The organism is Pseudomonas sp. UBA5706 (assembly GCF_002419965.1).
Taxonomy (GTDB): Bacteria; Pseudomonadota; Gammaproteobacteria; order Pseudomonadales; family Pseudomonadaceae; genus Aquipseudomonas.
Genome location: NZ_DIHC01000038.1, coordinates 108,022 through 122,698, shown reverse-complemented (window position 1 = coordinate 122,698; position 14,677 = coordinate 108,022). Strand labels below are relative to the sequence as shown.

Genomic DNA, 14,677 nt, shown 5'->3' with positions numbered 1-14,677 from the left:
CTAAAGCTCCAGAAACGAACGCGCGATGATGGTTCTTTGTACTTCGTTCGCTCCGCCGTAGATGGTTGTTGCGCGGCGGTACAGGTAATCGGCCATGATTCCGGGGGCGTACTCCGGCGCAGGTGGCCAGGCATGCTCCGCTGTGTCGTCCCCCAACGTATCAGGGTAAACATAGAGCCCGTGAGCGCCGAGCGCTTCCACCTGTAAATCGCCGATCTTTTGCAGCAGTTCCGAGCCTCGGACTTTTAACAGCGAACCCATGGGCAGATGATTCTGTCCGCCGGTTTTTTCATGCAGGGCGCGTAATGTCAGCCATTTTAATGCGGCGAGGTCGACGTCCAGCGATGCAAGACGACGCGCATAACCCGGACGATCGATCAGGCGCCGACCGTCGCCACGGTCCTGATTCATGTAGCCGCGCAGCCGCTGCAGGTTAGCGTTGTTTCGCGGCCACTCCGCGCTGGTGGCGCGTTCGTTCTCCAACAAGAATTTGGCATAGGTCCAACCTTTGCCTTCTTCGCCGACCAGATTACTAAGGGGTACCCGTACATCATCGAAAAAGACCTCGTTGAGACTGTGACTCTCGCCGATGTCATGGATGGGCCGAATGGTCACCCCCGGCGCCTCGCGTGGCACGAGAATCATCGAAATACCACGCTGACGGGCCTGCAGGTCGGTTTTTACAAGGACGAAGATCATGTCTGCACTTTCAACGAACGATGTCCAGATCTTGCGTCCGTTAATCACGTAATAATCGCCGTCGACATCGGCCCGTGTGGTCAACGAGGCAAGATCGGATCCTGCGTTGGGTTCGGAAAAACCCTGTCCCCAGAACACCTCTCCACGCAGAATCCTGGGGCCGTATTCGGCCTTCATCGCGTCGCTGCCAAAGTTCATGATGACCGGACCGATCATCTTGAACCCGGCGGTATCAACCGCCGGCGCCCCCGCCAGCAGGCATTGCTCATCAAAAATAAATTGGTGAAGCGGCGACCAGCCCGTTCCTCCCCAGTGAGCGGGCCAGTTCGCCCCAGCATAGCCATTGGCGTGAAGAATCCCTGTCCAGCGCCGCGTGTCTTCGCGTAACGGGTGATAACCGCGACGGTTGCGGTGCGCCAGATCCGCAGGCAGGTGCGCGTTCAGAAACGCACGAATCTGCGAACGGAAGGCTTCGTCCGCCGAGTCGAAGGTAAAGTCCATAGGTAGTCCTGTGAGTTCTGCAGTGGTGACTCAGTTGCGAATGCCAGCTTGGCGAGCTCAGCTCGCAGGCGAGTTGAACGGCAAGCCCTTGTCCGGCCTGTGATCCTGAGGCATCCCCAGCACCCTCTCGGCCAAGGTGTTGAGCAAGAGTTCATCGGTGCCCCCGGCGATTCTCAGACTCGGGTCCAGCCAGGCTCGGACGAAATCGTTGACCGCATGACTTTCTGGGTCCAGCCGCAACCCCTGACTGCCCATGAGATCCATCGCCGCCGCCCCCAGCTGTTGGCGCGTGCGCCCCAATAACAGCTTGCGAATAGCGCCCTCCGGTCCCGGCGCCTTGCCCTGAGCGAACGCTTCAAGCGCGCTGCGATGAATGGCGCGAAGCCCCTGCCGTTCAACAAACACTTGCGCAATGCGCGCCCGCACCTCCCCGTCCGCCAGGGCTGGCATACCGTTAAGGCGGGAATTGGCCGCCAGCTCTATGAAGCGCTCCAGCGTGGGCCCGTAACCCGATTCGTCAGTGACCGCGTAACGCTCGATCATCAGCGTCTCGACGGCGACGCGAAAACCGCCATTGATTTCGCCAAGCCGCTGTTCGTCCGGGATGAAAACGTCGTTGAAGAAAACTTCGTTTAGGTCTTTTTCATCGCCCAGCCGCCGGATGGGCTGCACGGTGATCCCGGGAGACTTCATGTCGAGAAAGAAATAGGTGAGGCCAGCATGCTTGGGCAGGCTTGAGTCGCTGCGGGCAACCACAACGCCCCAGTCGGCGATCTGCGCCCAACTGGTCCAGACTTTCTGCCCGTTTAGCTGCCAGCCGCCCTCCACCGGCTCTGCCTTGAGCCGCAGTGAAGCCAGATCCGACCCTGCCGCCGGCTCCGAAAACAACTGGCACCACAGCAGTTCGCCGCGCACGGTGGCCGGGGCCAGCCGCTGCTTCCAGTGCTCGGGGGCATAACGCAGGAAAATCGGCAGCGGGTTGTTCAGGCTGATGCTGAAGTAGTTCAACGGCAAGTCATAGCGCATCTCTTCTTCACTGAAGACCACCTTTTCCAGCTCGGTTCCGCCTGCGCCGCCATATCGTGCGGGAAGCGTGATGCAGGCGAATCCTGCCTGCGCTTTTAGCATTTGCCACGCGCGGGCTAGCCGCAGGTCTTGTTCGAAACTCAGACCATGCCGGGCTTGGCCACTGTATTTGGGGGCAGTATTGGCGAGCCATTGGCGCGCACGTTCACGATACAAGGACAGAGGGTCGTTCATAGGGTGGCTCCCGCAAGCGTCTGGATGGAATCGAAGCCAAGTTCGCTCAACAGCCGCTCCCGCCAATAGGACACCCCGCCCAGTTCTAGCGTGAGCGCTCGGGACCGACGATAAAAATGATGAGGCATGGCCTCCCAGGTCACCCCCATGCCGCCATGCACGTGCAGGTTCTGCTCGGCAGCGGCGCTGTAGGCCTGGATTGCGGCGATACGAGCGACGGAACTCAACCAATAGCGGGTTGGGAGTTTCTGTTCCCATGCCGCCACTGCATCGCTCAGACACCCTTGAGCGATCTGCAGCAGGCAATAGATTTCGGCAAGCTTGTGTTTGACGCCTTGAAATCCCCCGATCGCCTGGCCGAATGCCCGACGTTCAAGGGAGTATTGACAAGCCATGTCCAGACAACGCTGCGCCCCGCCCAGCTGCTCAAAACAGGTCAGTAAGGCCGTCAGGCTGGACACCTCACGCACCTCGTGCTCTGCACCGATCTTGAGAACCGGAACCTTCTCGAATGCCAACCGGGCGATGGCACGGGCGTTATCAAAGCCTGGCTCTAACGATCGATGAACGCCCGGATGGCCAAGCTCCACCAGGAACAGCCCACCCCCCTCCTCGTCAAGGGCCCAGACCATGGCGACGTCGGCAATGGCCGCAAATGCGCACAGTGCGGTCTCGCCATCGATATTGCCGGCAACGACGCGAGCGCTGCGAAGACCGACCACGCCGCTGTCGTCGGGATCGCCCAGGCCAAGACAGGCGACACGCTCTCCAGATATCAGAAATTGAAGCAAACCCTCGGGCGAGCCCTCGCCGGACTGTTGGTGCAAGGACAGCGCATGTGCAACCACCGTGTTGGCGATCAGCGGCAAGGAGGCGCTGACACGACCGACTTCCTGACAGAGGACACCTAGTCCGACCCATCCCAGCCCCAGGCCTCCTGCCGGTTCATCAATGGCGACGCATGGCCAACCTTGCTCGACGGCATGTGCCCAGAGGGAGTGATCAAAATTACCAGGACGCTCCAGAAGCAACTTGAGTTGCTCGGGCGTTGCCAGGTCTTCCAGCAGCCGCCGCGCCTGATCGGCGATGGTCTGCAGTTCTTCAGCGTGACTGTTCGGCATGGCGGCTCTCAAGCAGGGGTGAACAACGGCAGGTAGATATCTTCGATCGCTTCAAAGACCACCCTGACCTGCTGGCCGATGTAAGCAGATTGCGGGTCGCACCCAACGATATTGCTGGTCATCTGCAAACCTGGCTGATCATCGAGACTGACAATAGCGATCGCGTAAGGCACCTGCTGTTCCTCACGCCATGCCTGGTGGTTCTCCGTCAGCGCCTCAATACGACCTTGGCCGGATACAACGCGCGGTGTGAGTTCCCCGCCTTGGCAATGCGGGCAAACCGGAAGAGGAGGATGGATGTACGTGCTGCAGCTCGAACAGTGAAGAAAGCGTAGTTGCCCATCCTGCCCGCCGGTCCAGAAGAAACGGTTCAACTCGGTCAACGCCGGTAACACTCTTGCGGTGCTATTCATAGGTGTACCTCTCAAACAAACCGGGTGATTGTCCCCGCCCTCTCATGTGAAGAACACGGAAACCGTTAAAAGCGCTTATAACTAACACAGTGTCATTTCTATGGCATTTTGCAGATAGACGCAAGTCCTTCTTAAAAAATCCACCGCTTGGAGTTCTTTAACACGTAACGGCGCCGCAATGATCGCCTTGCAGCTCGTCAAGCAGGTGTATAAACTGACATAACGTCAGCTATATAAAAAAGGAGAACACAATGGTGGCTTCACTGGTGGTAATTACAGGCGCGGCGGGCGCACTGGGTCGGGCGGTTGCACAGGCATTCCTCGACAAAGGCGCCTCGACGTTGCTGATTGACTGCAACGAAGACATGCTGCACAGCGCCTACGCCCAGGTCGCCGGCGACAAGCAATTTCTGGTCGTCGACCTGACCGACAACACCGCCACCCAGACTGCCATGGCGCAGATACTCGGCAAGCTGGGCCCGGCAACCGTCCTGTGCAACATCGCAGGAGGCTTCACCATGGGCAACCCCGTGCATGCTGCGAATACCGAAGACTGGCAACGCATGCACGATCTCAACGTTGCCACGACACTCAATACTTGCCGGGCCGTCGTACCGGGAATGCTCGATGCCGGCAGCGGCAAGATCATCAATATCTCAGCTGTGTCGGCGATCAGCGGAAAAGCGCAGATGGGTGCCTACTGCGCAGCGAAAAGCGTGGTCGCCAGGCTGACCGAATCCATGGGAATGGAACTGCGCGATAAAGGGATCAACGTCAATGCGGTCGCACCGAGCATCCTCGACACTCCTGCCAACCGCGCAGCGATGCCAGACGCGAATCCGCAGGCCTGGGTGTCCACCGGGCAACTGGCTGATGTGATCACTTTCCTTGCCTCGCCAGCGGCCAACGCCATTCACGGCGCTGTCATCCCGGTGGTCGGGCTGAGTTGAGGCGCTGCGCCGATCCCGTGATCGGCGCCGTTGTGCTTTCAATCGTAGACTTCAAACAGGCCGGCGGCGCCCATGCCGCCGCCAACGCACATCGTCACGACCACAAACCGCACACCTCTGCGCCGTCCTTCCAGCAATGCGCTGCCGACCAGTCTCGATCCCGTCATACCGAAGGGGTGCCCCAGGGCGATGCCGCCGCCGTTGACATTGAAGATTTGTGGATCGATGCCCAGTTGCTCGCGGCAGTACAGTGCCTGACAGGCAAAGGCTTCATTGAGCTCCCAGAGTCCGACATCGTCGACGGTCAACCCGTGTTTTTTCAGCAAGGCCAAAACGGCGCTTACCGGACCGATGCCCATTTCCTCGGGCGCGCACCCAGTGGCGATGAACCCACGATAGGCCCCTAGCGGTTGCAGCCCCTTGCGCTCGGCCACAGAGGCCTCCATCAACAGGCAGGCACTGGCGCCGTCTGAAAGCTGGCTGGCGTTGCCGGCAGTCACCGATCCACCTTCGAGCACCGGCTTCAATGCCGCCAGACCTTCAGCGGTGGTTTCCGGACGAAGGCATTCATCGCGGCTGAATACCTGCTCGCGATAGCTGACTTCCTGAGTGTGCTTGTCGACCAGTTTCTGGATGATTGCTATGGGCGCGATTTCCTCTTCGAAGCGTCCCGCCAACCTCGCTGCCGCTGCCCTCTGATGAGCCTGCAAGGCAAACGCGTCCTGCGCCTGGCGGCTTATGCCATATTTATTGGCCACGTACTCTGCCGTATCGATCATCGGCATGTAGGCGGCCGGCACGCAGTCGATCAACGCTTGATCCTTGTCACGAACGGCCCATTCGAGATAGGCCGGAGTGAGCGCGCTGACATTTTCCGAACCCGCACCCAGCACAATGTCCATGCCGTCGACGATGATCTGCTTGGCGGCGATAGAGATGGCCATCAGGCCAGAAGCACATTGCCGATCCACCGTTGAGCCGGCCACATGAACGCCCAGCCCTGCACGCAATGCAGCGGCACGCGCAAGATTTCGCCCGGCCGTTCCGGCCCCCATCGCCGCGCCGACAATCACATCCTCGACTTCGCCGGGGTCGATTGCGGCCCGTTGAACCGCATGCCACAGGGCATGCGCGGTGAGGGTCGGTGATTTAATGTTGTTCAACGCCCCCCGATGGGCTTTGCCGATCGGGGTTCGGGCCGTGGACACGATAACGGCTTCTCTCATGGGAAGAATGCTCCTGGGGTGAGTTTCTGAGGATCACGCAATGCTTGCACTGTCAGCCGGAAGGCTGCGACAGGGGTGGCTGTTCGCTGGATGAAAACCGGGCCCGCAGTTCATGCTTGAGGATCTTGTTCATGGTGTCGTTACGCGGCAGCGGATCAACGATTTCCAGCTGTTCGGGAATTTTCTGCACCATGACCCTGGCCGACAGGAACAGCCCGACCATTTCTTCATAAGTCAGTGGCGGCTGGCCGGGCGCGGGCTCAATCACCGCGCACACCCGCTCGCCACGCTGCGCATCCGGCAGGCCGATCACGGCCGCCGCCGCAACTTTGTCGTGACGCTGAAGAATTTCTTCAAGCTCCAGGGCCGAGATATTTTCGCCCTTGCGAATAATCACGTCTTTGAGCCTGCCGGTGAGAACCACACGCCCGTCCGGACGTACCCGACCCAGATCGCCGGTACGAAAGAAGCCGTCCTCGTCGAACGCCTCAGTCATCAGCGACTGGTCGGTGTAACCCAGAAACACTGCCGGGCCCCGCACGCGAATCTCTCCTTCCGCACCTGAGGGCAACACTCCTGTTTTTCCGACGACGCGCATCTCAACGCCCTCGACGGGCAAGCCACAGCTGCCAGCCAGCGCCTCGGCGCTGTCCGATGGTGTACCGGCGCAGATCAAGGGAATTTCTGTCATGCCGTAGTTGTGCGTCAGCGTGCAGCCCAACTCGGCTCGCACCTGCTCATGCAATGGGGCAGGACAAAATGCGCCGCCTCCGCACAGCAAACGCATCGCAGGCAAAAGCGGGCGTTCCGGTTGGCCGCGCTGCTCGGCCAGCAGCGCCTGATAATGCGCGGTGCTGCCGCCCGTGGTCGTCACCCTATGGTGGGCAAACAGACGCACCGCCTTGGCGGCTTGAAAGCGCTCGACCAGCACCGCGCTCATGCCGCTTGCAAGCAACATGGCGGTGTACATCGCCCCCCCAATGTGCGCGTAGGGAAAGGCGATGCTGCCGACATCATGGCTTCCCACCTGCATCGCCCGTGCCAGGTTGAGTCCGCCGAGCATCAAGGTGTTGTCACTGTGCATCGCGCCCTTGGGTTGCGACGTGGTGCCAGAGGTGTAATAGACCCAGCGCGCGCCGTCAGAATCGCCCGCAAAGGGCTCAAGCGAAGATGGCTCGCCTTGCGGAAGCTCGTCAGACATTGGAATCAATGCAGGCGCCAGGCATAGCGTGCTCATCGCATCGACTGCCCGCTGTCGCGCTTCATCGCTGCCATCGATGAGCAGAAACTGGCTTTGGCTACGCGCCAGTACCGTGGCAAGCTCCCGAGCGCCATACAGCCAGATCACCGGATTCTGCACCGCACCCAGCCTTGCCAGGGCCAGCGCCGTCACCACCGCGACACTGCCTGTCGGCAACTGCCACGTGACTGTCGAGCCAGACCTGATCCCGAGCGCGTGCAGCCCTGCGGCCAATCGCTGGGCGATGTCATGGACCTGGGCGAATGTGATGCGCAGGCCGCGCTCGCCGTCGATCAGCATCGTTGCATGTGGGGTGCAGGCCGCCCGAGATTGCAACAGCTGCCAGAATGTTGGTGCGCGCAGCAAGCGGCCCCGGGACTGCACCTGGAGTCGCGCCTGGGGCCGTAGCGTCGGGTCGCGGGCCTTCATGCCCTGATCCTTTCAACCGATTGCCGTTGCCCAACGTCCGCCGCCTCCGAGCGCGATTGCGGCACACTTATCTGGACGGCCGAGGCGCGACCATCCCTGGAGCTTTGCAAGAGAAAGTGAGACAGCGCCGGGACCAGCACCAGTGCCCCAATCATGTTCCAGAGAAACATAAAAGCCAGAAGAATGCCCATGTCGGCCTGGAACTTGATGGGTGACCAGATCCATGGCAACACCCCGGCAGCCATGGTCAAACCCACCAGGGCGACGATCCTGCCGACGAAGTCGAGTGAGCCCCGATAGGCCTCGGCAAGGCTGGCGCCATCGCGTTGCAGTCTTAGCTGCACACTCAGCAGGTACAGTGCGTAATCGACGCCGACACCCACCCCGACGGCTATCACCGGCAGGGTCGCAACCTTGATGCCAATGCCCAACAGCGCCATCAAGGCCTCGCACAGAATCGAGGTGATGATCAATGGGATGAGCGCAACGAGCGTGGCTCGCCAGCTTCTGAACGTCAGCAAGCACAGCAACGCAACGGCGCCATATAGCACCAGATGCAGTGTCCAGAAGCTTTGCTTGACCACGATATTGGTGGTCGCCTCGATACCGGCGTTGCCGGCAGCCAGCAAAAACTGACGATCGTCGCCGTTGTGCGCGGCGGCAAACGTCTCGACGGCTTTCACCACCCTGTCCAGCGTCTGTGCCCGATGGTCAGCGAGGTAGGCAACGATCGGTGTGACCGTGCAACTGCGGTCCGCCAGCTCAGGTCGGTCGGTGGAGAAATTCTGGAATGCCTGGCTGCGATTGCTGGTGTTGCGTGGAATCGTAAGCCATTTGGGATTGCCTTCGAACATTCCGGAAGTCGCCAGCATGATGCCGTCCGCCGACGAGAAGGTAGTTTGCACCCCGGGGATCTGGCGCAACTGCTCACTGAGGCGGTTGGCCTCCACGACCGATGCGTATTGCGTGCACTGGCCTGGCCCTGTTTTGAGCATGATCGCGAACTGATCCATGGACAGCCCGTAATTGCGCGTGACGAATGCAACGTCCTGGTTGTAGCGCGACTCGGGGCGCAACTCCGGCGCCCCCGCGTTCAAGTCGCCGAACTGAACGCCATGCCCCGCCCAAAGCCCGACGAACGTGAGCATCGTGGCCAGAGCTATGGCCACGATGGCTCGCCGCCGCTCGGTCAGGCGAATCAGCCAGTAGCGGATCGACTGCAGCGGGCTGCGTCCTTCGCCGACCTCCTCCATCGACCGCACGCTGCGCTCGGCGGCTTTCTGGCTGACGCCGAAATACGACAACAGCACCGGAATGAGGAACAGCTTGGTGAAAATCAGCACCGTCACACCCAGGCTGGTGGTCAGCGCCATGTCCCGGATGACGGGTATGTCGATGATCATCAGTACCGCGAAGCCGACGATGTTCACCAGCAAGGCGGTCAACCCCGCCATGAACAGACGGCGGAAGGTATAACGTGCAGCGACGTATTTGTGTGTACCGCGGCCGACATCCTGCATGATGCCGTTCATCTTCTGCGCACCGTGGGATAACCCGATCGCGAAAATAAGAAACGGCACCAGGATCGAATAAGGGTCCAGAACGAAACCCAGCACGCTGAGCAGGCCGAGCAGCCATACAACGCCCAGCAATGCGCAGGACACCAGCAACGCGGTACTGCGCCAGCATCGTGTATAGAAAAACACCAGCAGGCTGGCAATCAGCACCGAGATCGCGAAATAGGCCATGACCTGGTAAAGGCCGTCGATCAGGTCACCTACCAGCTTGGCAAAGCCAACGATGTGTATTTTTATTGTCGGCGTTTCCAGCCCTCGTACCTGCTCCTCCAGTTGCCGGGAAAGCACGTTGTAGTCCAGCGGTTTGCCTGTCGTGGGATCGAGGCTGAGCAAGGGGACGAAAATCATCGAGGACTTCATGTCGTTGGCGACATAGCTGCCGATGATGCCAGCGCGGTAGATGTTTTCACGCAGACCATCCATCGAGGCAGGTGTGCCATCCCACCGATCCGGAATGATCGGACCCCCTCGATAGCCCTGCTCAGTCACTTCCGTCCAGCGCAAGCTGCTGGTCCACAAACCACGCATCCAGCCCTGATCGATACCCGGCAGCAGGTAAACTACGTCGTTGATTTTCTGCAGGGTCAGCAGGTAGTCCTTGTCGAAAATGTCGCCTTGGGTATTCTCCACCGCGATCCGCACCGAGTTACCCATGGCGCGCAACGAGTTACGGTTATCGAAGTAATTGCGGATATAGGCATGAGACTGAGGAATCATCTTTTCGAAACTGGCGTTGACCGGAAGCTTCAACGCGTTCCAGCCGAGGAACACTGTCAGACACGCGCAGAGCACTATCACCAGCGCCCGATGATTGAATACCGCGCGCTCCAGCCAATTACCGCTTTGCCGGTCGAACTGCGCCGGGTCGGAAATTACCTTCATGTCAATCACATTGCTTCCAGCCATGTTTGCCTCTTACTAGTTGACCGGATCAGTTCAGTTCAACGACGCGTATACCCGAATAGCCCGCTGTCACCACTGAGCGTTCATCACTCTGCGTCAGGCTGGAGAAACGCCCTCCCCGCGCTGTTTTTACCGGTGTGAAACCTGTCATTGCAGCGTCCCCCATCATGAGCCTTCCATCGACGCTGGACAGCAGGTAGCGGCCGTCGCTCATGAGGTGCATCGCAGTGAATGCGGTATTGATCCCACTGGGAACCACACGCCAGCTTCGCCCTTGATCGTCCGAGCTGTAGACACTGCCGCGCAAACCCGCGGCCACGACCCGGCCCTGGGCTGCATTAATGGCGAAAAACGAGCCGGCATAACCTGTCTGCAGTGCGGTGAAGCGTTGTTGCTGACGATCCAGCTTGAACACGATGCCGCGTTCCGACGCGATGTAGACGTTATCCGCATCGCCGCTGATGGCCAGGAAATGAAGAAATTCCGGATTGTCGACACGCTCCATCCACGACTCCCAGGTCTGGCCGCCATCATGGGTCGCGAACAGAGTGCCGAAGGTGCCGACGATGAAGCCGTTCTGTGCATCAGCGAACCAGACGTCCATCAATGCCTGCTCGGGTCCGTCCTGATAATTGAGTTTGACGCCGTCGAGCAAGGCCTGGGCCTCGGGGTTTCCCGCCTCGACCTGAGCGCTGTAGCGCTCGATCAGTTGCCGCGCTGCCTGTCTACCGTCGAACTGCTTGACCCAGTTGAGGCCACCATCGCACGTGTGCAGCACCAGGCCGTCGTGGCCGACCGCCCAGCCCTGATCAGGGGTCGGAAAGTGCAACGCCAGCAAATCGGACGAGGCCGGCGCCTGCACCTGTGTCCAACTTGCACCCTTATCGCTGGAAACGGCGATCATTGCTCCTGAGCCCACGGCAACGAGCTTCTTTCCGGCCTGTGTCACGGCACTGAAATGACCACGTTCAACGTCGTGTACCTGCATGGCCGGTACATCGAGCGGGTCTTTGAAGACGTTGGCCCCCAGGGCCTGGTTTCCGATGAGGCATGCGCTCAGCAAGCACCACCCGATCGCACGATATGCGCTCATTTTCCCCTCCTGCCCCAAAGGGGGAGCAAGGCTCCCCGTCCTGTTCACTCAATCAGCGAACGCCGGTGCCCGCCAGCGAACTTGGGGTGAAGAAGTTGCTTGACCATGGCTGGACAACGGCGAAGCCGGTCTTGCCTGGCGCGCCCATCATCGAACCGTTGGCGTAGACGCCTTTGCTCAGGTCGTAAAGCAGATATTGGCTGCTGCGAAATGCAGGTTTTTCGTACTGCTGGATGGCAGGAAAGTGTATGACATGCTGGATTTTTCCCGACTGATCCTCGGAGTTGTAGGCCAGGAAGGTCCAGCTGTCTTCATCAATATAGAAACGTTTGACCTTCTGGACATGGCGCTCACCTGGTTTGAGGGTGCCCTCGACAACCCATACACGATGCAACTCCCAGCGCATCAGGTCCGGATTGACGTGTTTGGGGGCGTTGATCTGGTCACTGCTCGCGGCCCATGCCTTATAGTCGTTGTAAGGCACCAGCATTTCCCGACGGCCAAGCAGTTTGAAATCGAACTTGTCCATTTTGCCATCGAAACCCTGGATTTCATCGAAGAGCAGGACCCCGCCGCTGGTAGTACTTACCGTGTCGTATTTGAATTCAGGCGCCAGGCGAACGCGACGTTGCCCTGGAATGTAGGACCAGGCCATGGAGTCACGCTGATCCGGATCAAGAAAGGCTTGCCGCAGCTGTTTAGTTCCGACTTGCGAAGAAGGCGCTGTGGTGGTCGCGATCAAGGCCCAGTATGGTTGGTTGGCAGGGACGCTATCCAGCGAGTTGTCCCAGTACAGATTGCGGTTGGCAATGGTCTGGGTACTCGTTAGCGTTTTGCCGCCAGACGTATCGATCAGGTAAGCATCCTGGCTGCCTTCCATATAAGGCACTTCGTAACGCAGTAACGCGTTCCACATCACCTCGTAACCTGATTTGGGAATCGGAAACGGGACCTGGGCGTGAGCGTCCGCGACGCCGGGTGCCGACCCGACCAGCTTGGGCTTCCTGACGTTCTTAATGGTGTTGTCGTAGACGAACTGTGGATAACATGCCGTCCGGTGGGTCGGGTATACCTCAAGCTTGTAGCTGTCGGGGTAACGTTTGAGCAATTCTTTGTTGCCCTCATCCAATTGCTTGTCGTACTTGGCCATGTTGGCCGCAGTAATGACGTACAACGGTTTTTCGTTGTTGAACAGATCTGCGTAGGGCGAGCCACCCTTGTCACCCATGATCGGCTTGTAGTCAGACGGCGGTTTGCAGACGCCGCCATCCCAGGCCGGAATCGTACCGTCGGCACTCGCTGCCTTGATCGCGCCCATTGGGGTCAGCGTCTTGCCCAACTGAGCAATTTCATCCTCGGAGGGCGCACCCAGGACCTGCCCTATCATCAGCAGTCCAACCGCGCCGAGCATGATCTTGTTCTTGTTATTCATTGGTTACTCCTTCATCGGCCTATCAGCGAAACGAAATCAGAAAGTTGTCTTGTAGGAGAGTGACAGCCAGCCGTGATTGTTCTGGTTGGAGGATCCGTTGGTATAGGCGCTGGTGACGTAGTCGGTCGCCGGATTTTTCGCATAGTCAGCGTGAGAATCCACCCAGCGCAACGTCACTGTGTGCAGGTTTTTCCATTTCCCAGACACACCGATGGAATAGTTATAGGCGCCCTCGTTCGTGCCACCCAATGTCGGACTGTTACCGTCCAGGCCATAGGCCAGGCTGACCGGCATCGAGATGTCCCAGGACGGAAAGAGCTGCGGCCACTCAGGCGTGAAACCAATCTGCATCCCGACCGAATGCTTGTCTGCGCAGTTCTTCGAATACGCCGTAGTACAGCCATAGCCACGAGCGTTGAAGCGGTTTTCATTCTCGGTGATCTTTTGCAGCTTGTTGTAGGTCAGTTCGCCCTGCAGCGTGCCGCCATCCCAGAGGAAGGTTTTGGGCAACAGGTAGATGCCGTTGATCAACGCATGCCAACTGTCACCACGGGCACCCTCGATATCGCTGTAGGAAGGATCGCCCGTAGCAGTAATCACGCTGTAACCGGCGACCGAATTAAGCGCCGTGTTCTTGCGATAGGAAATCTCGCTGCCGACGCTGATCACTCCGATGTTTTTTGAAAGGCTCACACCGTACAACTCGGTGTCACGTGCATACCCAAGACGAATCGCTTGCGGCACGGGGCGCCCCCCGACGAGCCCGATCTGGGTGAAGCTCCAGGGAAGCTTTTCATCGAACTTTCGGTAGTAGATCCCGGCAGTACCGCCCAGCCAGTAAGGAGACCAATGCATGTTCAGGCCGAAGTTGCCGGATTGATGCGCTGGCTCGAAATCGCTGCCGTTAGGAATCTGAAAACCCGCTGCGGTGGTGTTGCCGTAATCGGAGCGCGATCCATCGGACGGACCAAAGTAAGTGCCACCGGGAACTAGGCGAAACGGCTTCCAATCCAGAAGATATTGCGCTCCGACCGACAACTCATCGGTCAACTGGATTTCGCTGGAAACCTGCTTAAGCGGCAGGAACAACTCCTTGGCCTCGGCACCAGGACTGGTGGCGGATTTGATCGTGTCGATCGGCCCTTGAGAGTAGGCAATGCTGTTACCTATCGAATACAGCGACTCGCCCCAGTAAACGTTGTGCTGACCGGCCTTGAGGTTGACGTTGGCGCTGCCGATCGCAAAGTTGGTGAACACGAATGCATCGAGGATTTCACCCGATGGGCCGGCGATGTAGCGATTCGTGTAGCCGTTGTAGTGATTGTTCTTATAGTTGCCACTGGCGCCTAGCGCACTATTGGGCTCGGCGCTGTCCTGATAGGCAGCGTCATACCAGCCGGCAGCACTGATACGAAAACCGTGGGCCTGACGCCAGATCACGTCCAGTTCGGAGATCAGGTCCAGACGGTTGGTGACCATGTCACCGCGATCGAATTTGTGCTCAGTGTCGTCGAAGTAAGGCGAGTTATCGAAACCCGATTTCTGGCCTTCCATCCTCCAGCCTGCGTTATAGCGAACCGTGTTATCCCAACGAACATCGAAGTCGGGATTCCCGACATCGATCGGCATGGCGTGAAGCACGGGGCAGCAGGCCGCGCCGAGCAACAGAGCAATGGAACGTGGAGCACAGGCATGACTGCCGATTCCCTTTGAAGCGCATGCATTTTTCTGTGTTTTTTTCACTTGGCTGCTTCTCCGACTCTGATCGGTTTTTATTTTTTTGGCTTCGCCCCGCCGGGACTAACCAGCGTTTCAGGAAATGCATCACACCTG

At 59.1% G+C, this 14,677-nt stretch carries 11 protein-coding genes; 1 reads left to right on the top strand and 10 read right to left on the bottom strand.

What is annotated here, in order from left to right:
* The 4 genes from B3I26_RS18460 to B3I26_RS18445 are packed head-to-tail and all read right to left on the bottom strand — an operon-like array spanning position 1 to position 3,964.
* Positions 1 to 1,200, bottom strand: coding sequence for an acyl-CoA dehydrogenase family protein (locus B3I26_RS18460; protein WP_296259701.1), 1,200 nt, complete (start codon positions 1,198 to 1,200; stop codon positions 1 to 3).
* Positions 1,201 to 1,257: 57 nt separating this feature from the next.
* Positions 1,258 to 2,460: an acyl-CoA dehydrogenase family protein gene (locus B3I26_RS18455; protein WP_296259700.1), complete on the bottom strand. Its 1,203-nt coding sequence runs from the start codon at positions 2,458 to 2,460 to the stop codon at positions 1,258 to 1,260.
* Complete coding sequence (locus tag B3I26_RS18450; protein ID WP_296259699.1) at positions 2,457 to 3,581, bottom strand: acyl-CoA dehydrogenase family protein; 1,125 nt, start codon at positions 3,579 to 3,581, stop codon at positions 2,457 to 2,459. Before B3I26_RS18450 ends, B3I26_RS18455 begins: the two co-directional genes overlap by 4 nt.
* Positions 3,582 to 3,589: 8 nt before the next feature.
* A complete protein-coding gene (locus B3I26_RS18445; RefSeq protein WP_296259698.1) occupies positions 3,590 to 3,964 on the bottom strand; it encodes a Zn-ribbon domain-containing OB-fold protein in 375 nt (124 codons plus the stop codon).
* Positions 3,965 to 4,245: 281 nt separating this feature from the next.
* Here B3I26_RS18445 and B3I26_RS18440 point away from each other — a divergent pair, with 281 nt between their 5' ends.
* A complete protein-coding gene (locus tag B3I26_RS18440; RefSeq protein ID WP_296259696.1) occupies positions 4,246 to 4,944 on the top strand; it encodes an SDR family NAD(P)-dependent oxidoreductase in 699 nt (232 codons plus the stop codon).
* Between the two features lie 38 nt (positions 4,945 to 4,982).
* On the opposite strand, the gene B3I26_RS18435 is transcribed toward B3I26_RS18440, so the two are convergent.
* From B3I26_RS18435 to B3I26_RS18410, 6 genes are read right to left on the bottom strand one after another with little or no spacing between them, the layout of a single operon-like run.
* On the bottom strand, positions 4,983 to 6,170 hold the full coding sequence (locus tag B3I26_RS18435) for an acetyl-CoA C-acyltransferase (protein ID WP_296259695.1): 1,188 nt from the start codon (positions 6,168 to 6,170) through the stop codon (positions 4,983 to 4,985).
* Positions 6,171 to 6,222: 52 nt separating this feature from the next.
* On the bottom strand, positions 6,223 to 7,839 hold the full coding sequence (locus tag B3I26_RS18430) for a class I adenylate-forming enzyme family protein (RefSeq protein ID WP_296259694.1): 1,617 nt from the start codon (positions 7,837 to 7,839) through the stop codon (positions 6,223 to 6,225).
* A complete protein-coding gene (locus tag B3I26_RS18425) occupies positions 7,836 to 10,322 on the bottom strand; it encodes an efflux RND transporter permease subunit (RefSeq protein ID WP_296259693.1) in 2,487 nt (828 codons plus the stop codon). Before B3I26_RS18425 ends, B3I26_RS18430 begins: the two co-directional genes overlap by 4 nt.
* 25 nt (positions 10,323 to 10,347) lie before the next feature.
* On the bottom strand, positions 10,348 to 11,412 hold the full coding sequence (locus tag B3I26_RS18420; RefSeq protein ID WP_296259692.1) for a WD40/YVTN/BNR-like repeat-containing protein: 1,065 nt from the start codon (positions 11,410 to 11,412) through the stop codon (positions 10,348 to 10,350).
* Positions 11,413 to 11,464: 52 nt separating this feature from the next.
* A complete protein-coding gene (locus tag B3I26_RS18415) occupies positions 11,465 to 12,844 on the bottom strand; it encodes a DUF1329 domain-containing protein (protein WP_296259690.1) in 1,380 nt (459 codons plus the stop codon).
* 36 nt (positions 12,845 to 12,880) lie between these two features.
* The gene (locus tag B3I26_RS18410) at positions 12,881 to 14,587 is read right to left on the bottom strand and encodes a DUF1302 domain-containing protein (RefSeq protein WP_313482440.1); all 1,707 of its coding nucleotides are present in this window, start codon (positions 14,585 to 14,587) and stop codon (positions 12,881 to 12,883) included.
* Between the last annotated feature and the right edge of the window lie 90 nt (positions 14,588 to 14,677).